Origin of the sequence: Natribaculum luteum, assembly GCF_023008545.1 — an archaeon.
GTDB lineage: Archaea > Halobacteriota > Halobacteria > Halobacteriales > Natrialbaceae > Natribaculum > Natribaculum luteum.
Genome location: NZ_CP095397.1, coordinates 2,010,327 through 2,029,659, shown reverse-complemented (window position 1 = coordinate 2,029,659; position 19,333 = coordinate 2,010,327). Strand labels below are relative to the sequence as shown.

18 protein-coding genes are annotated in these 19,333 nt (G+C 65.7%); 7 read left to right on the top strand and 11 right to left on the bottom strand.

The features are described from left to right. Positions 1 to 59: 59 nt before the first annotated feature. Complete coding sequence (locus MU558_RS10455; RefSeq protein ID WP_246966215.1) at positions 60 to 1,973, bottom strand: S9 family peptidase; 1,914 nt, start codon at positions 1,971 to 1,973, stop codon at positions 60 to 62. 143 nt (positions 1,974 to 2,116) lie between these two features. Here MU558_RS10455 and MU558_RS10450 point away from each other — a divergent pair, with 143 nt between their 5' ends. Further along, on the top strand, positions 2,117 to 2,641 hold the full coding sequence (locus MU558_RS10450; protein WP_246966214.1) for a DUF5817 domain-containing protein: 525 nt from the start codon (positions 2,117 to 2,119) through the stop codon (positions 2,639 to 2,641). 3 nt (positions 2,642 to 2,644) lie between these two features. On the opposite strand, the gene MU558_RS23185 is transcribed toward MU558_RS10450, so the two are convergent. Both MU558_RS23185 and hmgA read right to left on the bottom strand, forming a co-directional pair. Next, positions 2,645 to 2,776 carry a hypothetical protein gene (locus tag MU558_RS23185; protein ID WP_265781241.1) on the bottom strand — a complete coding sequence of 44 codons (132 nt, stop codon included), beginning with the start codon at positions 2,774 to 2,776 and terminating at the stop codon, positions 2,645 to 2,647. A 118-nt stretch (positions 2,777 to 2,894) separates the two neighbouring features. Then, positions 2,895 to 4,148, bottom strand: a complete 1,254-nt coding sequence (gene hmgA, locus MU558_RS10445; protein ID WP_246966213.1) for a hydroxymethylglutaryl-CoA reductase (NADPH) — start codon at positions 4,146 to 4,148, stop codon at positions 2,895 to 2,897. Between the two features lie 200 nt (positions 4,149 to 4,348). On the opposite strand from hmgA, the gene MU558_RS10440 reads away from it, so the two are divergent. Next, on the top strand, positions 4,349 to 4,507 hold the full coding sequence (locus MU558_RS10440) for a hypothetical protein (RefSeq protein ID WP_246966212.1): 159 nt from the start codon (positions 4,349 to 4,351) through the stop codon (positions 4,505 to 4,507). Positions 4,508 to 4,674: 167 nt separating this feature from the next. Further along, positions 4,675 to 6,219: an amidohydrolase gene (locus MU558_RS10435; protein WP_246966211.1), complete on the top strand. Its 1,545-nt coding sequence runs from the start codon at positions 4,675 to 4,677 to the stop codon at positions 6,217 to 6,219. A 34-nt stretch (positions 6,220 to 6,253) separates the two neighbouring features. Here the strand turns inward: MU558_RS10435 and MU558_RS10430 are convergent, their stop codons facing one another. Together MU558_RS10430 and gfo6 are read right to left on the bottom strand one after the other, a co-directional pair. After that, on the bottom strand, positions 6,254 to 6,622 hold the full coding sequence (locus MU558_RS10430) for a rhodanese-like domain-containing protein (protein WP_246966210.1): 369 nt from the start codon (positions 6,620 to 6,622) through the stop codon (positions 6,254 to 6,256). Positions 6,623 to 6,671: 49 nt separating this feature from the next. Further along, the gene (gene gfo6 / locus MU558_RS10425; RefSeq protein WP_246966209.1) at positions 6,672 to 7,742 is read right to left on the bottom strand and encodes a D-xylose 1-dehydrogenase Gfo6; all 1,071 of its coding nucleotides are present in this window, start codon (positions 7,740 to 7,742) and stop codon (positions 6,672 to 6,674) included. Between the two features lie 216 nt (positions 7,743 to 7,958). On the opposite strand from gfo6, the gene nadA reads away from it, so the two are divergent. From nadA to nadC, 3 genes are read left to right on the top strand one after another with little or no spacing between them, the layout of a single operon-like run. After that, a complete protein-coding gene (gene nadA / locus MU558_RS10420) occupies positions 7,959 to 9,092 on the top strand; it encodes a quinolinate synthase NadA (protein WP_246966208.1) in 1,134 nt (377 codons plus the stop codon). Positions 9,093 to 9,094: 2 nt separating this feature from the next. Further along, a complete protein-coding gene (locus MU558_RS10415; protein ID WP_246966206.1) occupies positions 9,095 to 10,615 on the top strand; it encodes an L-aspartate oxidase in 1,521 nt (506 codons plus the stop codon). After that, positions 10,615 to 11,481, top strand: a complete 867-nt coding sequence (nadC, locus tag MU558_RS10410) for a carboxylating nicotinate-nucleotide diphosphorylase (protein ID WP_246966204.1) — start codon at positions 10,615 to 10,617, stop codon at positions 11,479 to 11,481. The genes MU558_RS10415 and nadC overlap by 1 nt, the downstream gene beginning before the upstream one ends. A 130-nt stretch (positions 11,482 to 11,611) precedes the next feature. On the opposite strand, the gene MU558_RS10405 is transcribed toward nadC, so the two are convergent. The 6 genes from MU558_RS10405 to MU558_RS10380 form a co-directional block, all read right to left on the bottom strand. Further along, on the bottom strand, positions 11,612 to 11,806 hold the full coding sequence (locus tag MU558_RS10405; protein WP_007141848.1) for a cold-shock protein: 195 nt from the start codon (positions 11,804 to 11,806) through the stop codon (positions 11,612 to 11,614). Between the two features lie 47 nt (positions 11,807 to 11,853). Then, entirely contained in the window at positions 11,854 to 13,311 is a 1,458-nt protein-coding gene (gene tnpC / locus MU558_RS10400; RefSeq protein WP_246966203.1) for an IS66 family transposase, read from the bottom strand. Positions 13,312 to 13,503: 192 nt separating this feature from the next. After that, positions 13,504 to 14,790 (bottom strand): O-acetylhomoserine aminocarboxypropyltransferase/cysteine synthase family protein, encoded by a 1,287-nt coding sequence (locus tag MU558_RS10395; RefSeq protein ID WP_246966201.1) that lies wholly within the window; start codon positions 14,788 to 14,790, stop codon positions 13,504 to 13,506. Between the two features lie 80 nt (positions 14,791 to 14,870). After that, complete coding sequence (locus tag MU558_RS10390; protein WP_246966199.1) at positions 14,871 to 15,857, bottom strand: hypothetical protein; 987 nt, start codon at positions 15,855 to 15,857, stop codon at positions 14,871 to 14,873. A gap of 150 nt (positions 15,858 to 16,007) precedes the next feature. Continuing rightward, positions 16,008 to 17,522 (bottom strand): 2,3-bisphosphoglycerate-independent phosphoglycerate mutase, encoded by a 1,515-nt coding sequence (gene gpmI / locus MU558_RS10385; protein WP_246966197.1) that lies wholly within the window; start codon positions 17,520 to 17,522, stop codon positions 16,008 to 16,010. A 99-nt stretch (positions 17,523 to 17,621) separates the two neighbouring features. Beyond that, entirely contained in the window at positions 17,622 to 17,885 is a 264-nt protein-coding gene (locus MU558_RS10380) for a hypothetical protein (protein WP_246966196.1), read from the bottom strand. Between the two features lie 114 nt (positions 17,886 to 17,999). Between MU558_RS10380 and MU558_RS10375 the strand changes: the two genes are divergently transcribed. Beyond that, positions 18,000 to 19,271 carry a DNA double-strand break repair nuclease NurA gene (locus MU558_RS10375; protein WP_246966195.1) on the top strand — a complete coding sequence of 424 codons (1,272 nt, stop codon included), beginning with the start codon at positions 18,000 to 18,002 and terminating at the stop codon, positions 19,269 to 19,271. Positions 19,272 to 19,333: the final 62 nt, after the last annotated feature.

The following is a 19,333-nucleotide window of genomic DNA, read 5'->3' as shown; positions in this document are numbered from 1 at the left end:
GATTACGCGCTCTCTGCGCTCGCGGTCGGCGGGCCAAGCGGTGCCAGAGTGGAGTCCGATTACGCCTGCGTTCCCAGACGTCGCTCGAGGAAGTCGTCGAGGGTCCGGAACAGGCGGATCTTCTGGTCGATGTCCGAGGATGCGTGGCCCTCCTCGCCGAGTTCGGCGTACTCGAAGTCGCCGTCTTCGCCCGCCTCGTAGCCGAGTTCCTCGAGTCGGTCGCGGAACAGTCGGGCCTGCGAAACCGGCACGCGGCGGTCGTTGACGCCGTGAACCATCAAAAGCGGCGCGGCGAGGTTCTCGGCGTGCGTGATCGGACTGCGCTGTTCGAACAGGTCGGGGTTCTCCGCGGGCGAGCCGATGTTCTTCTCTATCAGTTCCGTCCGGAAGTGGGGCATCGTCGTCTCGTACATCTCCCCGAGGTCGGTGAGACCGATCCACGCGATGCCGGCGTCGTAGAGGTCGGGGTACTGGACGAGTTGCCAGTACGCGGAGTAACCGCCGTAGGAGCCACCGAAGACGACGACGCGATCCTCGTCGACCCAGTCTCGCGTCTCGAGGACGTACTCGAGTCCGCGGGCGACGTCGGCCTGTTCGGCACCGCCCCAGTCGTCGTACAGTTCTCGGACGAACGAGCGCCCGCGCCCGGTCGAGCCGCGGTAGTTCACCTGCAGGACGCTGTAGCCCCGGGTGAGCAGGAACTGCGTGTAGAGGTCGAACTCGCGGTGGTCGGCGGATCGCGGCCCGCCGTGGGGGTTGACCACGAGCGGCGACGGTCGCTCGCCCGAGTCGTAGAGCAGCGCCTCGATCTCGAGGTCGGTCGCGGGCTCCAGGTCGACGGCCGCCTCGGCTCCGGTGACGCCGCTGGACTCGAAGCGGAAGTACTCGGCGTCGACGAACTGCTCGGGCTCTAAGTCGCCGTACTCGGCCTCGACCAGGGTCTCGTACCCGTCGGGCTCGCTACTCGCCGTCCCCGTTCGACGTTTCGAGTCCGTCTCGGCCGCGCGTTCGACGTCGTAGGCGAGCAACTCGGGTCGGCGGTCGGGCGTGGTGTGTGTGACGACCACGCGACCGTCGTAGAGGACCGCGTCGCCGTGATCCGGGATCGTCGCGACGCCCTCGGGGAGGTCGAACTCCGTCGCGTCGCCCGTCTCGACGTCGTAGACGACCGGCACCACCGCGGCACGGCGGGTCCGCTGGACGAGGAAGCGGTCGCCGTCGGGGAGGAACTGGACGGCCTGCTCCTCGTGAGCGAGGTCGCCGAACCAGGTCACCTCGTCGGTCTCGAGGTCGTAGATCCCGGCGCGGCCGAGGTCCTCGCTGTTGTCCGTGACGAGCAGCCGGTCGCCGTCCGGGTGCCAGTCGGCGGCCGCGACTTCGGCTCCGGTCTCGCCGATCTCGAGACGCCGGGGGTTCGATCCGTCGGCGTCGGCGACGTACGCGTCTAGATTCTCGTAGTCGTCGGACTCGTTGGTCACGTAGGCGATCCGCTCGCCGTCGGACGAGATCGTCCCGCCCCACACGGCCCGCTCGTAGTCGGTGATCTTCGTCGTCGCGTCGCTCTCGAGGTCGTGCCGGTAGAGGTTCATCTGGCCGTCCGCACTCGAGGCGATCAGCAGAAACTCCTCGTGGACGTCGGCGAGGATCGACTGGCCGTCCAGTTCCACGACCGACTCGACCACGCCGTCGCGGTCGATCGCGTAGACGTCGTTTTGCTCGTTGCCGTCGTCGTCCAGGTGAAAGTACACCCGGTCGCCGTCGGCGTCCCACCGCAGGAACCACCGGGCGTTTCGCGGCACCTCGCCGTCGCTCACCTGGCGCAGGTCGCCGGTTTCGGCGTCGAGGAGGTGGAGTTCGTTCCGACCGGAGACGTCGTAGTAGAGTGCGACCTCGGACCCGTCCGGCGAGACCGTCGGGTGGTGGAAGGTCGGGAGACTCGCGAGTTCGGTAAGTACGTCGTCGGGTTCCGACATGCCCGCCACTTCCGACACCGTCCCTATAGCTCTTCTCGAGACGGAACGCGTTACCGCAGAACCGAGCAATCGGTCGACCCTCGCGCGATCACTTCCGGGGCACTCCCCGAAGGTTGAACTACGGAGACGCGTCACGTTCGAGTATGTACGCCGTCGTCGGCTGCAGCGAGTGTTCGAACCTCTGGATCATCGAGGGGCGCTCGGAGACGACCCAGTGTCCCCGCTGTGGCTCCCGCAAGAAGTACGAGAAGCGAAAGAAGTTCGTCGAGACAGAAGACGGCGATCACGCGCGCGAGGTCCGGGCGTCGATGCTCGCGAACCGGCAGGGCCACGGCGAGGCGTTCGCCGAACTCGACTCCTATTCGGACCTCGAGTCGCAGGTCGACGGCGGCGTCGTCGACGACGCGGAGTACCTCGAGGCGTCGGGACTCGACGTCGACGAACTCGAGGCGGCGGGCGAACGCGACCCGCGCGGGTCGACCAGCAGCGGGAGCCGAAAGGAGATCGTCGAGCGCGCACTCGAGGAACTCGACCGGCCCACCGAGGCGGAGGTGATCACCTACGCGGACGACCGCGGGGTGCCGGCCGACTACGTCGAGCGCGCACTCGAGAAACTCCACCGGCGCGGTGAGGTAAGCGAGAGTGGTGGTCGCTACCGCCGGCTCTAAAAGTCAGGGCAGCCAGCCCGCCCGCACGGCGATCGCCACGAGCGCGGCGGCGATCGAGACCAGCACCTCGAGCAGTCGGAGGTAGCGATACGCGCGGCTGTCGTCGATCGGATCGTCGGGGCAATCACACGACATGGGTGGTGCGCCCGCCGGTGCTCGCCGGTCGGACGCACCTTCGACTACCGGCCGCCGGTAAAAATACCATCGCCAACAGCGTGTGGTGAAAGTGAAAGTGAAGACGGCCGACGAGACGTTACCGACCGAGGTCCTCGTGGGCGCTCGCGAGGTGTCTCGAGGCCAGCGCGGCGAGCAAGGAGAGTTCGCCGGCGAGCGCGCCGGTCGCGATCACTTCCGCCAGCGCGTCGGCGTTGCTACCGGCGGGGTCGCCGCCGCCGCGCAGTCCCATCACCTCGAGCGCTTCGGACTGGGTGGGCAGTTTCGTCCCGCCGCCGACGGTGCCGACCTCGAGGGAGGCAAACGAGACGCTGGCGTAGAGGTCGTTCGCGCCGGCGTCGTTCTCCCGCGTGTCCATCGTCGTGATCGCGTTCGCGCCCTCGACGACCTGGGCTTCGTCCTGGCCGGTCGCGAGAAACGCCGCGCCGACGACGTTCGCGGCGTGGGCGTTGAATCCGAGACTGCCGGCTTTGGCGCTGCCGATCAGGTTCTTGCGGGTGTTGGCCTCGACGATGGCCTCGGCCGTCGTGTGCAGGCGCTCCTCGAGGAGGTCGCCAGGGATCACGACGTCTGCCGTGACGGAGCGTCCGCGCCCCTCGACGGCGTTGATCGCGGCGGGCTTCTTGTCCGAACAGAGGTTGCCCGAGAGCGCGACGAGCGAGGCAGGGGTCTCCTCCTCGACGACCGTACAGGCCTCGCCCGTGGCGATCGTGGCCATGTTCATCCCCATCGCGTCTTTGGTGTCGTAGGCGAAGCGCAGGTAGACGGAGTCGCCGACGACGTAGGGTTCGACGCCCAGCAACTCGCCGTGGCTCGTCGTCGACTCGGCGGCCTCCCGGAGCGCCTCGAGGTTGTCCTCGACCCACTCGACGGTCTCGGCCGCTTCGGCGACGCCGTCGACGCGGAAGACGGGTGCGCGAGTCATCCCCGACTTGGTGACGCGAGCGGTCGCACCGCCGGCAGCGCGGATCACCGAGAGACCACGGTTGACCGACGCGAGCAGCGCACCCTCGGTCGTCGCCAGCGGCAGGTAGTACTCGCCTTCGGCCGCGCCGTCGGTTCGCGAGTCTGCCGACTCGTCGACGTTGACCAGGACGGGGCCACAGATGCCCATCGGCACCTGCGCCGCACCGATCGCGTTCTCGATGTTCGGTTCGGCGTCGGCGGCGTCGAACGCGTAGTCGCCGATCGTCTCGAGATCCGCGCCCGTCTCGCGCTCGAGCAACAGCCGGCGGGCCGTCGCGGCCGTGTCGTGGTCGACGTGCTCCTCGAGTTCGTGCAGCCGAAGCTCACCCTCGCGGACCTGCTCGGCGAGGGTTTCGGGGTCGGTCATGCCTCGAGGGTCGCAGCCACGATTCCTAAGGGTTGCTGATTCGGCCGGTGACGGGACGGCACTTCGGGAGGGCGCAGGGAACCGGCTGGAGTCGAAAGAAAACGGTCTCGTGGCTATCTATTCACCACGACTAACGATTAACTAACATCGTCTATCATCTCGAAAATACTTATACGTGTCCGACCACTATTTACTCGTGTATGAGTAAGATTTCGACCATCCTCGTCACAGGCGTGCGAACGTACGCGAAGGTACAGCGAACGATCGAACACTCGCCCGACTTCTCGGGCCCGCAGACGAACTCCAGGGACGGACGCCCCGGGAGGTCCCTGCCGGCGGGCGGGTTCCTGACGGGATGAGCCACCGCGGGGCCGTCCCCGCGAGGTCTCGTCGCTGCGCTTTCCCGTCGACGCTCTTTCTCCGACCGTCGTTCGGTAACCCATCGAGACGGCGCTGACATGCGATTTCCGGCGCGACACCGTCGAATCCCCAACGGTTTTGCCCCTCGCACGCGCCGTCTCGAGGTATGACCGATGCCGCCGATCTACTCCTGCGGAACGCGGAAGTCCACACGCTCACTGCTCCCGACGAGTGCTACGACGCAGTGGCCGTCCGTGACGGCGAGATCGTCGCCGTCGGAAGCGACTACGAGATCGCGTTCCTCGAGGGCGTCGAGACGACGGTGATCGACTGCGACGGACGCGTCGTCCTCCCCGGGTTCGTCGACGCCCACACGCACCTCGAGAATCTCGGACAGTACCAGGTCCACGCCGACCTCACCGACGTCGCCGGTCCCGAGGCGTGCATCGAGCGACTCGCCGACGCGGCCGACCCCGGCCGCGAGTGGACCCTCGGGTTCGGGTACGACGAGAGCGAGTGGGACGACGCCCGGTATCTCACCCGCGAGGACCTGGATCGAGTGAGCGATCGACGGCCAGTCGTCGCCGTGCGCGTCGACATGCACACCGCCTCGCTGAACTCGGTCGCCCTCGAGCGACTCGCCGAGGCGATGCCCGACGACGACGTCGAGCGAGTCGGCGGCGAACCGACCGGCGTCGTCGTCGAGGAGGCGACGGAGGCCGTCTGGGACGCCATCGAACCCGACTGCGAGGAGACGCGAGAACTCGTCGCCGCCGCCATCGAGTACGCGACCGCCCGCGGCGTCACCTGCGTCCACGACAAGGTACGCGACTCACACGCCCCGCGGATCTACCGCGACCTCGAGGCGGCGGGCGACCTCGACTGTCGGGTGCGGATCGACTACTGGAGCGACCACCTCGAGAGCGCGATCGACGTCGGCCTGGCCACGAACGCCGGCAGCGAGTTCGTCGAGACGGGCGCGATCAAGACGTTCACCGACGGCAGCATCGGCAGCCGAACGGCGAAGCTCTCCGAGCCGTACGTCGACGGCGAGGAAGACGGAGACGACGACCGCGGCCAGTGGGTCGTCTCTCCCGAGGAACTCGAGTCGATCGTGGCGACGGCCGACGAGGCGGGCTACCAGCTGTCGATCCACGCCATCGGCGACGAGGCGATCGACGAGACGGTGGCCGCACTCGAGGCGACCGCGGACCCGGGTGCGGCTCGCCACCGCGTCGAGCACGCCGAACTCGCGACCGACGAGACGATCAAGCGGATGGCCGAGGCAGGTATCGTCGCCTCCGTCCAGCCGAACTTCCTCCAGTGGGCGGACGAGGGCGGACTCTACGACCAGCGCCTCGGCAAGACGCGCCGGAAGCGATCGAATCCCCTCCGGACGATGCTCGAAGCGGGCGTTCCGCTCGCCTTCGGCTCCGACTGTATGCCGCTCGACCCGCTTTTCGGCGTCCACCACGCGGTTAACGCGCCGGTCGAGTCCCAGCGGCTGTCGGTGACGGAGGCGCTGCGGGCGTACACCCACGGCGCTGCCTACGCCGGCTTCGACGAGGATCGACTGGGAACGGTCGAGGTCGGCAAGAAGGCGGATCTGGTCGTCTTAGAGGAGTCGCCGTGGGACCGGTCGGAGCGGATCGACGAGATCGACGTCGCGACGACGGTCGTCGACGGCGAGGTCGTCTACGACGGCCGGTGACGGAATTACGCGTGGACGAGCGTCCGGACAGCGCCTACATCACGCGCCAGAGCAGCGACTTCAGCCGGTAGCCGATCGTCTCGTTCTCGTAGCCTTTCCAGCCGCGTATCCCGCCTGCGAGCGTCGTCGCGTCGTATCCCTCGTCCTCGAGGACGCTCGTCGCCTTCCGCGCCACGACGCCCGCCTTGCAGACGGTCACGACGGGTTCGTCGTCGGGAATCTCGTCGAGACGTCGACGGAGGGCGTCGTCGTCGCCGCGACGGAGGTCACCGTAGACCGGCACGTTGTGGCTCCCGTCGATGTGGTACTGCTGGTAGGACTCTCGAGGCCGCACGTCGAGGACGAACGGACCGTCGCCACGCGACAGTCGGTCGTCCAGTTCCGGTGGCCGAATCTTGCTCATCAATCCCAATTCCGTGACGACCGTATAAAGCGGTGTGGCTCTACCGCTCTCATTCGAGGTCGATCCGCCGTCCCACCTCGGCGGACTCGTAGGCGGCGTCGATCGCACGAAGGTCCTGGATACCGTCTTCGCCGTCCGGTTCCGGCGTCGTTCCGGTCAGCACGCAGTAGCCGAAGTAGTCGAACTCCTCGCGGACCTCGTCGATCGGTTCACCCGTATACTCCATGCTCATGTCACCGCTCTCGACGCGGATGTCCTGGGGGACGACGCCGCCAAAGGGCGAAGTGATCGAGACGAGTCCGTCGGTACCGACGAGCTGGAGCTGGCTCTGAGCGTGTGCGTTGAAACTCGCCGTACACGAGGCCGTCGTGTCGCTCGGAAACTCGAGCTGGAACGAGACGTGCTCGTCGACGTCGGCGAACGGGCCGCCGCTCGAACGCGCACACGCGTAGACCGAGACGGGATCGCAGTCGAGCAGGTATCGGACGGTGTTCATCGGGTAGACCCCGAGATCGACCAGCGCGCCGCCGCCAGCGAGGTCGGCGTCGAGTCGCCACGAGTCCGGCCCTGCCGTCTCGAGGATCGGGTTGGAGAACCCGCCGTGGGCCTGGACGACGTCGCCGATCAGGCCGTCGCGAACGATCTCTCGGGTCCGGCGAACCGTCGGCTCGAGCTGCAGGCGATAGGCCGTCATCAGCGTCACCCCGGCGTCGGCACACACGTCGACGACCTCGCGGGCCGTCTCGACGGTCGTCTCGAGGGGTTTCTCGGAGATGACGTGTTTTCCTCGCCGCGCAGCGGCTATCGCGTACTCGCCGTGGAGGGCGTTCGGCGTCGCGACGTACACCGCGTCGTAGGCGTCCGAGCGGTCGCCCTCGAGGAACGCCTCGTAGTCGACGACCGCCTCGGCCTCGAACGTCTCGGCCACGTCGCTCGCAGCGGCGGGTGAGCCGCTGACGAGGATCGTCGTCGTACAGTAGTCGCTCTCCTGGATAGCGGGGAGCGCTCGATTTCGGGCGAACCCACCGATGCCGATGACGGCCATCCTGACCGTCCCGTCGACGACGTCGCGTTCCCAGTCGCGTCGCCCGAAGTCGGTGAAGTACTCCTCGAGTGCCATACAGGTACGGACGGACGCCAGGCAAAAGTCACTCGTTCAGCGCCGTCTGAACGTCGGTGCTGCTAACACGGGTACTAATTCTTCAACATGCGTTTCAGACCCTCGTTGAACTGCAAGTCGGTGCATTCATCGCTAGTTCACCACCAGTATTGCCTATTGAAGAGAAAATCTTTTCATTGGTGCCGTGTGAGGTGGGATACACGACAGGTGACGTGAATGGTAGAAATGGAAACGGCAGAACTGGAGACCGATTTGAGTCTCTTCAAGTACGACAATCTGGAACAGCTCCCGGCCCGGTATCGCGATCTCGGGAATGCAGAGCGAACCGACCGCATCGAGGCCGCCCTCGAGGAACTCGGTGACGACGTGGTGATTCTCGGGCACAACTATCAGCGCCGCGAGATCGTCGAGCACGCGGACTTCGTCGGCGACTCCTACGGGCTCTCGAAGCGGGCCGCGGAGACCGATGCCGAGTACGTGATCTTCGGCGGCGTGACGTTCATGGCCGAGTCGGCGGACATCATCACCGACGACGACCAGACCGTGATCTTGCCGTCGATGGAGGCCTCGTGTCCGATGGCCGGGATGGCCGAGGCCCTCCAGGTCGACGCCGCGTGGGCCGAAATCACGGAAGCCACACCGGAGGCCGACATTATCCCGATCACGTACATGAACTCCTACGCGGATCTGAAGGCCTTCTGTGCGAGCCAGGGCGGACTCGTCTGTACGTCGTCGAACGCCCACGAGGCGTTCGAGTACGCCTTCGACAAAGGTGACAAGGTGCTGTTCCTGCCCGACAAACACCTCGGAGAGAACACCGCCTATCGGCTCGGCATGGAAGACGAAATCGCCGAGTGGGACCCATGGGATCCCGACGGCAAGGACGCTGCGGACGTCGTCGAGAACGACGTCATCCTCTGGGACGGCTACTGCCAGGTCCACGAGCGCTTCCGCGAGGAGCACGTCGATCGGGTTCGCGAAGCGAACCCCGGTGCAAAGGTGATCGTTCACCCCGAGTGTCGCCGCGAAGTCGTCGAAGCCGCCGACGAGGCCGGCTCGACGGCGACGATCCGCGAGACGATCGCCGAGGCCGACCCCGGCGACACCTGGGCGATCGGCACCGAGATCCACCTCACCGAGCACTTGCAACGGTGGTATCCCGACGTGAACGTCGTCCCGCTGTGTGGCGACGCCTGCATGGACTGCAACGCCATGCGACAGATCGACCCCAACTACCTGACGTGGGTGCTCGAGGAACTGGTCGAGGGCCGCGAACGAAACGTCGTCGAGGTCGCCCCCGAGGAGAAAGAACTCGCGGGACTCGCACTCGATCGCATGCTCGAGATCTAACCATGACCGGATACGACACCGCAGACGTGCTCGTCGTCGGCTCCGGTATTGCCGGCTGTGCGGCTGCACTCGCGGCGGCGCGCGAGGGTGCGGACGTCCTCGTCGTGACGAAGGCGACGCGACCGGAAGACGCGAGCACCGACTGGGCCCAGGGCGGCATCTCCACGACCCGCGGCGACCCCGAGAGCCTGAAAGCGGACGTGCTGGCGGCGAGCGACGGAACGGCAGACGAAGACGCGATCGACGTCCTGCTCGAGGACGCAGACGACGCCGTCGAGGACGTCTTGCTCGAGACGCTCGAAGTCGAGTTCGACGAAGCCGGGGACGACTTCGACTACACGCGCGAGGCCGGCCACTCGGTCCGGCGGATCCTCCACGTCGACGCGACGACCGGCACGCACATCCTGCGGCCGTTTCTCGAGTACCTCGACGACCACGAGCGCGTCGAGATCCGCCAGGACACGGCCGCACTCGAGTTGCTCACCCACGAGGGCCGAGTCCACGGCGTCGTGACCGACGAAAAAGCCGATGGAAACCCGGTCTACGCCGGCGCGACGGTACTCGCCACCGGCGGGGTCGGCGTGCTCTACCCGCGTTCGACGAATCCCGACGACGCGACGGGCGACGGCATCGCCATGGCCGCGCTGGCCGGGGCCGAGGTGGCCGACCTCGAGTACGTGCAGTTTCATCCCACCGCGTTCGACGGCGACGATCCGTTCCTCCTCTCGGAGGCCCTGCGCGGCGAGGGTGCTGTCCTGCGCAACGGCGACGGCGAGCGGTTCATGCCCGACTACCACCCCGACGCCGACCTCGCACCGCGAGACGTCGTCGCCCGCGCGGTGGCCCGCGAGCGCGAGGGAACTGACGAGGTCGTCCTCGACGTGAGCACACTCGAGGACGAGTTCGAGGCCGACTACCCCGCCATCGCCGAGAAGTGTCGCGACCGCGGGATCGACGGCGACGAGATCCCCGTCGCACCCTGCGAGCACTTCCTGTGTGGTGGCATCGACGTCGACGACCGCGGTCGCACGTCGCTCGATCGGCTCTACGCTGTCGGCGAGTGTGCCCGCACCGGCGTCCACGGCGCGAACCGGCTGGCGAGTACGAGCCTGCTCGAGGGGCTCGTCTGGGGCCTGCGCGCGGGCGCGGATGCCGTTGGCAACGGCAACGACGGCGAGGTGATCGAAGCCCCCGACCTCCGAAACAGCGACCCCGAACTCCCCGAGCGCTTCGCCGCCGAGAAGTTCGTCCGTCTCCAGCGGACGATGGACGAGTACCTCGGCCTCGAGCGCGACCTCGAGGACGTCGCCCGCGCCGGGGCCGTCCTCCGGCGGCTCAAAGGCGAAGTCGACGCCTACACCCGCACCAGGACTTCCCGGAGCCTCTACGAACTCCGGCACGCATGCGTGACGGCGCTGTTGATCGCCCGCTCGGCCGCGGAAAACCCGGAGTCGAGGGGGTGTCACTACGTGGTCGATGAGGGTGCGAACCAGGCCGAGCCAGAAACACCAGCGGACGACTGATGATCACCGACACGCAGATCGAACGCTGGTTGCGCGAGGACGTCGGTCACCACGACGTCACGAACGACGTTCCGGGAGGGACGACCGGGCGTCTCGTCGCGAAGGAGGAAGGCGTCGTCGCCGGCCTCGAGGCCGCGACGGCCGTCTTCGAGTATCTCGGTGTCGACGTCACAGAGCGGCTCGAGGACGGAACGCGGGTCGCACCGGGCGACGACCTCCTTTCCGTCAAAGGATCGGCGCGCGAGGTGCTCCGGGGCGAACGCGTCGCGGTCAACCTCGTGGGTCACGCCTCGGGAATCGCGACCCGCACACGAGCGGCGGTCGACGCTGCGAGCGGGGCGCTACGCGCCTCGGAACCGCGAGCGACCACGGGCCGCGAGCGCCGAACCGAATCCGACGACGTTCGGATCGCGGCGACCCGCAAGACGACCCCCGGACTCCGCGGCCTCGAGAAACGGGCCGTCGTCGCAGGTGGCGGCGATACTCACCGGCTCGACCTCTCGCACATGGTGATGGTGAAAGACAACCACGTCGCCGAGCTGGGACTCGAGGACGCCGTCGCGCACTTCCGCGAGCGCGTCTCGTTCGCGACGAAGATCGAAGTCGAAGTGGAGACGGTCGCGGACGCCCCGCGCGCGGCGAGGGCGGGAGCCGACGTCGTCTTGCTCGACAACATGACCCCCGAGGAGGTCGAGCGAGCCGTCGACACGCTCGAGGGAGACGACGTGCTGATCGAGGCCAGCGGCGGTATCACGCTCGAGACGGTGCCCGACTACGCCGCGACAGGCGTCGACGTGATCTCGATGGGGTCGCTCACCCACTCCGCGCCGTCGCTGGACGTCTCGCTGTACACGGGCGAGCACTGATCCGGCGGCCGGGCCTCGAGTCGTCGGTTCCGAGAGCTCGTCGAACGCGGGAGCGGAGACGCCGCTCTCGAGCGTTCAGATCCGGTCGCAAAATACTGCGTAGTCGTCGGGAAAACCGTCGGTCGTCGCCTTACAGGCGGGTGACGTTGGTCGCCCGGGGGCCCTTGGGGGCCTGTTCGATGCTGAATTCGACGTCCGTGCCCTCTTCGAGGTCCGGACCGCCAACGTCTTCCATGTGGAAGAATACGTCGTCGTCCGCGTCGTCCGTCGAGATGAAACCGTAGCCGCCAGTGTCGTTGAAGAAATCAACGTTTCCTTTCGCCATTGCGTAGTTGGATAGCGTGACCAGGATTCACCGATCAGTGATACCTCTCATCCTGAACTGAGTTCTTTCCCACCGAGGATGGACTGGAGCTGTTCAGGCGGATCTAGTCCTCGCCGTTTCCACGTGGCTAACATGGTCGTGATCGTCTCGTGAATCTGGACCCCTTCGGCTGAGCGGAGGGTCCGGAACATCTTCCGCAGCACAACTTGCTCGCGCAGAGCGCGCTCTGCGCGATTATTCGTCGAATCGACGTCTGGCTCTGTGACGAACGTCAGCCAGTGGCCTAACCCGTTCCTGATCTTCTCGATCAGCTTCTGGACCTCCTGTGCCTCATAGTCTTCCCTGATCAGGCCTTCCAGATGTAACGACGCCTCCGCCCGCTTCTGCTCGCGGGCGGAGGCGGATGGATCCTCCTTGTCGAACGCCGTTAAATCGTCATGGAGAGCGTGTAACTCCGCAGATAACTTCTCTGCTTCCTCGTACCGTTCAGCAACGTACTCCGCCTCCCGCAACAGATGTGCCCAGCACCGCTGGAGCTTCGTGTGATAGCTCGGATACGCTGACCAACCGTCACAGCTGAGCGTCGAGTCCTCGGCGAATTCCTCGCCGAGGACGTCCTCTAACACCTGGCTTCCACGACTCTCATCAACCCAGAACAGCACCTCTTCGTCAGTAACGAACGTCCACGCCCAGTGTTGCTCTCCGTCAACAGGAAATCCCGTTTCATCGCAGTAGACGACGTCACTTTCCTGAATACGGGCTTTGACATCGTCATACGCGGGTCGCAGCCGGTCTGCGACCCGCTTGGTCAGGTTGTAGATCGTCCGATGAGAGATGGGAATATCGAGTTCCCAATCAAACAGCTCCGCCTGTTTACGGTTCGGAAGTCGCTGATGGAACCTACCGAGGGCGGTTTGGGCCATGATATTCGGCCCAAACCGCCCGGTTTCCGGGCAGTCAGGATGTTCAGCAACGACCTCGTTTCCACAGGAACAGCGGTGTTTGCCGAGTTTGTACTCGATGACAGTGGTTGGAATGGGAAGAGGAATGTCGATAACAGTTCGTGAGACGTAGCTGTCCGGGTTAGAGAGGCTTTGCTCACAATCTGGACAATATCCCTGATCGACTCGAATAGTCTCCTCTGGTTCAGGTGGCGGTCGAGTTGTTCCTTCGTGACCTTCGCTACGTCCTGGGGATGAGTCGCTGGCGGCGTCAGCGTCGCCGCCAGCGTCGTCTTCCTGGTTTTCGTCCTTTTCCTCGTCGCTGTCGTCGTTGCCAGGTGATCCAGCCGCACCACCCTGCTTACTGGGTGGTGTGTTTGGGTTTTCGTACCTCTTGAGGCGAGTCTCAAGTTGTTCGATCTGTTGTTGCTGTGCAGCGAGTTGGCGACGGAGAAGACGGTTCTCAAGCTTCTGGACTACGAGTTGCTGGCGGAGATGCGTACTGTTCTCGGTGCGGATCGCGGAATCTATCGATTCCGGCGATCCGCCAATCCCCAGCGACACACTTGGTTCACCATTGAGAGACCATTCATGAGACTGCTACGAAATCGGTCTGACGGCAAATCGCTATCCAACTACGCCATTGCTTCTAGACACAGAGGAGTTAGACGGATAAGTATTCCGTGAGAACGACACTCGTGTTTCGACCGTGGACGACCGGTCGGCAGACGCCGTCGGTCGGCCGCTCGAGGGTGACTACGCCTTCTCGATCGCCTGCTCCAGGTCGGCGACGACGTCCTCGGCGTCCTCGATGCCCACCGAGAGGCGCACGAGGTCGTCGGTGACGCCGCTTGCCAGCTTCTCCTCCGCGGTGAGTTGCTGGTGAGTCGTACTCGCCGGGTGGATGATCAGCGTCTTCGCGTCGCCGACGTTCGCCAGCAGGCTCGAGAGATCGACCTCGTTACAGACCGTCTCGGCGGCGTCGTACCCGCCCTCGAGGCCGAAGGTGATCATGCCGCCGTAGCCGCCCTCGAGGTACTTCTTGGCGTTCTCGTGGGTCTCGTGGCTCTCGAGGCCGGGATAGTTGACCCACGCCACGTCGGGGTGATCCTCGAGGTACTCCGCGACGATCTGGGCGTTCTCGCAGTGTTTCTCCATGCGCACCGGCAGGCTCTCGAGTTTCTGCAGCGTGACCCAGGCGTCGAACGGCGACTGCTGGTTGCCCAGGTCGCGCAACCCACGGGTGCGCGCGGCGATGGCGAACGCCTGCTCGCCGAAGGTCTCGTAGAAGTTGACGCCGTGGTAGGCCGGGTTCGGCTCGGTGAGTTCGGGGTAGTCACCCTCCGGCCACGGGAACGACCCGCCGTCGACCAAGATCCCGCCGACCGTCGAGCCCGCGCCGGTGAGCCACTTCGTCGTCGAGTTCCAGACCAGGTCCGCACCGTGCTCGAGCGGACGACAGAGGTACGGCGTCGCGAACGTGTTGTCGACGAACAGCGGGACGTCGTGTTCGTGGGCGATCTCTGCGACGCGCTCGATGTCCGGCGTCACGAGCGCGGGGTTGCCGATCGTCTCGAGGTGGACGAACGCGGTGTCGTCGTCGATGGCCTCCGCGTAGGCCTCGTAGTCGAGGCTGTCGACGAATTTCGTCTCGATGCCGCGCTTCGCGACGGTGTGGGTCAGGTAGGTGTACGTGCCGCCGTACAGCGCGGACGAGGAGACGATGTTGTCGCCGACCTCCGCGAGGATGAACGTCGCGAGGTCGAACGCCGCCATCCCGCTCGCCGTCGCGAGCGCCCCGACGCCGCCCTCGAGGCTCGCGATGCGCTCCTCGAGCATCGCGTTCGTCGGGTTCATGATCCGCGAGTAGATGTTGCCGAACTCCTCGAGTCCGAACAGGCTCGCGGCGTGGTCGGTGTCGTCGAAGACGTAGGAGGTCGTCTGGTAGATCGGTGGGGCGCGTGCGCCCGTGGTCGGGTCCGGTTCCTGACCGGCGTGTACGCTCCGCGTCGCGAATCGGCGATCGGATTCTTCGTCCGTCATGCCCCGAACACGGAGTGGGAGGGTTGTAAAGCCGCGAGTAGTTGCAAAATGGGTCGCAATCGCGGACGGATACGTTCAGATCAGGATTCGTCGTCGGCGTCCCGTATGCAGGGTTCGAGTATCGGATCGGCCTCGAGTTCGGCCCTGAGTTCGTTCTCACGTCGAGTGAGCCGTTTTCTGGGTTGCCGTTTCCGCTCGAGTTCTCGCAACCGTTCGAGTTTCTTGTACTGAGAGTAGACGCCGAGGGTCTCCCTGAGAAAGTGGAGTGCGGGCTCTGAACTTCGCCGCTTGCCGTTCAGTTCTGCGACGAGCTTCGCGACCCGCTGGTCGATCTCGCGTTTCGAGTCGTCATCGTGGTCCTTCTCGAACTCGAGCACCGCGTAACTCGCGTCCGTGTACTCGTCGCCGTTCTGTAGCACGCGACAGTCGTCGCGCAACTCGAGGTGGCCGTCGACGGGTTCGTCCCGGAAGCAGACGAAGTAGCCGGGCTGAAGGAGCTTGTGTCTCGTCCGCGGTTCGGAGAGTTCGAACGTTATTTTCTCGTCCAGTATTTCGTCGTGTTGATCGACATTGTTGACGAGGTTGACGAGCTGATCGGCACCCAGAGTCGCGATGCCGGCATAGATGGCCAGCTGAGGAAAGAGCACTGCAGCGCTCTCGGAAAACTTCTCGATCGTCTTCACGAGATCCGTACTGACGCCGTCGAGATCGTACACCTGGACTCGGAGATGGAGCCGATCGTGTTGCAGGTCCGGTATCGACAGAATCACGTCGTCGAAAAAGTCGCCGCGCCAGCCGAGCGCCTGTTCTTTTTCGAGATAGTGAAGGCGCTCCACGGGCGGTTCGTTTCCGAACCGGTATCTCGTTTTGACGATGAGGTCGTTGTCCCGTCGACCGGGCGGTCTGAACCGGTCTCGGCGCTCTCGAACCATCACACCGTTTAACCGAACGCGTAGCGGATCCGCGTTCTGAAACGTCCCCTCCACGGAAAACGCGTCGTCGAGGTGTCGAAGCTCTCCGCCGCGTCGCGTCTCGGAACTCGTTTCGTGCGTCGTTCCTCGCCACATAGTAACACGTCGCTCCCAGACGAGTATTATTAGTCCTATCCGATGGTAACTGCGAAAATCGTCGAGAGATGATTGAATCGCTACCGAAAGCGTGACAGGATCGTGAACGTCGGCGGAACGTGTCGAACGTCCACCGACCGTCCCTGCTCGCTACTCGAGCAGCGACTCCCCGGTCATCTCTGGGGGCTGGTCGACGCCGATCGTCTCGAGCAGCGTCGGCGCGATGTCGGCCAGGGTGCCGCCCTTGCGGACGGTCCGGCCATCGTCTGTGCCGTCGGGGGAAACGTAGACGAACGGCACGTCGTTGTAAGTGTGGGCCGTGTGGGGGTCCTCCTCGGTGCCCATGTCGTCAGCGTTACCGTGATCTGCGGTGACGAACACGTGCGCGCCGGCGTCCTCGAGCACCTCGACGAGCCGACCGAGTTGCGTGTCGACGGCCTCGACGGCCTCGACGGCGGCGCGGTAGTCCCCGGTGTGACCGACCATGTCGGGGTTGGCGTAGTTGAGCACGAGGACGTCCGGGTCGTCGGACTCGACGACGTCGATGGCGGTGTCCGTGACCTCGGCGGCGCTCATCTCCGGTTGCTGGTCGTACGTTGGCACGTCGGGGCTCTCGACGATCTCGCGAATCTCGCCGTCGAACTCGACCTCGCGGCCGCCGTTCAAGAAGTAGGTGACGTGGGCGTACTTCTCGGATTCGGCGATCCGGAGCTGGGTCTTGCCCGCCTCGGCGAGCACCTCGCCCAGCGTGTTCTCGGGCTGGGTCGGCGGGAACGCCACGGGGAGGTCGAACGTCTTGTCGTACTGGGTCATCATCACGACCTCCACCTCCGGCGGGCGGGTTTCGAACTCCCACGCCGGGCGAATGTCCGCGAGCATCCGCGTCAGCTGTCGAGCGCGGTCCGAGCGGAAGTTGAACCAGACCACGGCGTCGCCGTCCTCAAGCGCCGGGCCGCCGTCTATTAGCGTCGGCTCGACGAACTCGTCGGTGACGTCGCGCTCGTAGGACTGCTCGACCGCCTCGACTGCGGACGAGGCCTCGAACTCCGCCTCGCGGTCGACGATGGCGTCGTAGGCTCGCTTCGTCCGCTCCCAGTTCTGGTCGCGATCCATCGCGTAGTACCGGCCCGTGACGGTCGCGACGTGACCCGTGCCGACGTCGGCGACGACGTCCTCGAGTTCGGCGAGATACTCCTCGCCGCCGTGGGGAGAGGTGTCTCGGCCGTCGGTGAAGGCGTGGGTGACGGCCTCGACGTCGCGGTCGGCGGCCATCTCGATCAGCGCGTGGAGGTGCTCGTGATCGGAGTGGACGCCGCCATCGCTGACGAGTCCGAGGAAGTGGACGCGGCCGTCGGTTTCCTTCGCGTGCTCGAACGCGGTGTCGATCGCGTCGTTCGCCCGGAAGGAGCCGTCGGCGATGGCGTCAGAGATCCGGGTGTACTCCTGGTAAACCACCCGGCCCGCGCCGATGTTCAGGTGGCCGACCTCGCTGTTTCCCATCTGGCCTTCGGGCAGGCCGACGCGTCGACCCGACACCTCGAGTCTACCGTCGGCGCCGTCGCGCGCGAGTCGGTCGAAAACTGGTGTGTGCGCTGCCTCGACTGCATTCCTGCCATCGTGCTCGCCGAGTCCCCAGCCGTCGAGGACGATGAGTGCCGCTTCCATGGGCGAGGGGTCACGTCCGGGGCGTAACTACCTGTCGTTCCCCCGTCGAGTCACGGACGGCTGCTGGCCCCGCGAGTTCCTGGCCGTCGATCCGACCGATCACTCGAGGTCGGCGTGATCGTACGTCGCCCCGCAGTCGCCACAGACCGTGCCGTTGCCGGGCTTGCCTCGCTGGGCGAAGACGCCGCCACACTCCGGACAGATCATAAACAGCCGGTGTTCCGGCGGGATACCGGCGGTAAACTCCATGTGTACCCATGCGTCGGGATTCTCCTCGTCGTAGATCGTCACGCCTGTACTCGTCTGTCGCCAGTTGATCGCTTCTCCCTCGGTCTCGGTGGACCGGGTCGCTCGCTCGGACATCGAGATACTCGCGCTCGTCACCCAGCTACTATACGTTTTCTGATAATATTTTACCCGCACTCGAGTTAATCATTGATCACGGGACTTTTGCCGGTGGAATCGGTCACCGAACGTATGACTCTCGATCCGGTACACTTCGACGGCATCGCGCGGCTCGCGCGGCGGATCGACCACGGTGCCGACGAGCGCGACCACCGCGCGTTCGCGGAGACGGTCTGGAACGACTTCCTCGATCCGCTCGTGGACGACCGCGGACGGCCGGTCGTCGAGCCCGTCGCCGACGTCTCCCGACACCGGGTCGACTGCGAAGACGTCGCGCTCGCCGACTCGCCGTTCCCGACCGAGCACGGGCTCGACTCCGGGACGATCAACCCGACGACCTTCCGGAACGGGCTCGTCATCGACATCGCACAGGCGGCGATGAGCGCGACGCCGAGCGACCTCGACCTCCACCGGTCGCGGACCGTCGTCGCGACCGTCCACTCGAACGATCCCACCGCGACGGTCTACGACGAGTGGGATCGCTTCGACGAGGGTTACAGTCGCAGCCGCGCGGTGAAGGTCCCGCCGCTGCCGCGGTTCGCCGAGGGCGTCGTCCACGCGCTCGCGCTTTACCTCGCGGAGAGCGAACACGCCCTGGAACACGCCGGCGACGTCTCGGACCTCCTCGTCCTCGACGGTCCACTCTACCCGCGTGGCCTGTTGCGCTGGTCCGACCAGCACCCCGACCTCGCTGACTTCCTGCTCGAGGACCCGCGACCGACGACCGTCCTCGAGAACTACGTTCGGCTGGTCGAGGACTTCGTCGCCCGCGACGTGCCGCTCGTGGGGTTCGTCAAGAACCCGGCGACGCGGGTGCTCACCCGGACGGTAAAGCAGAACGGTGCCGACGCGCCGTGGGCGAACGACGCCGCCTTCTTCACGCGCGTCCTCGAGGTCGGCGAGTACGTCGACGACGTCGACGGCGACCGCTGGGAGCGGGACACCTCGGCGCTGACGTACACAGGCTGGTTCCGCTCGCGCGGCGGAGTCGACCGGCCACTCTCGAGCGACGGCGACGCACTCGGCGTCGAGCGCGAACTGTCGCCCGAGAGCTACGAGGTCACCTTCTTCGTCGTCTACGATCCCCGTGACGACCTCTGTTACCGGATCGAGGCACCGTACGCGTTCACGCGCGATCCCGACGTGCGCGAGGGGCTCACCCGACAGCTCTTGCAGGACGTCGCCGTCGCCCACGGCCCGCCGACGATCGTCGAGAAAGCCGACGAACTCGCCCGGATCGGCACCGCCGAGAAGCGCTCGCTCAGGGAGACACTCGAGGAGGCGTTCGAGACGACCGAAGACCGCACCTACGACGACCACCGGTGGGGCGACGAGTTTGCCTGAGGGACGGAACCGACTCGAGTACGCGACCTTCGTTGCCGTGTCACACGTCCGCCAGACGACGG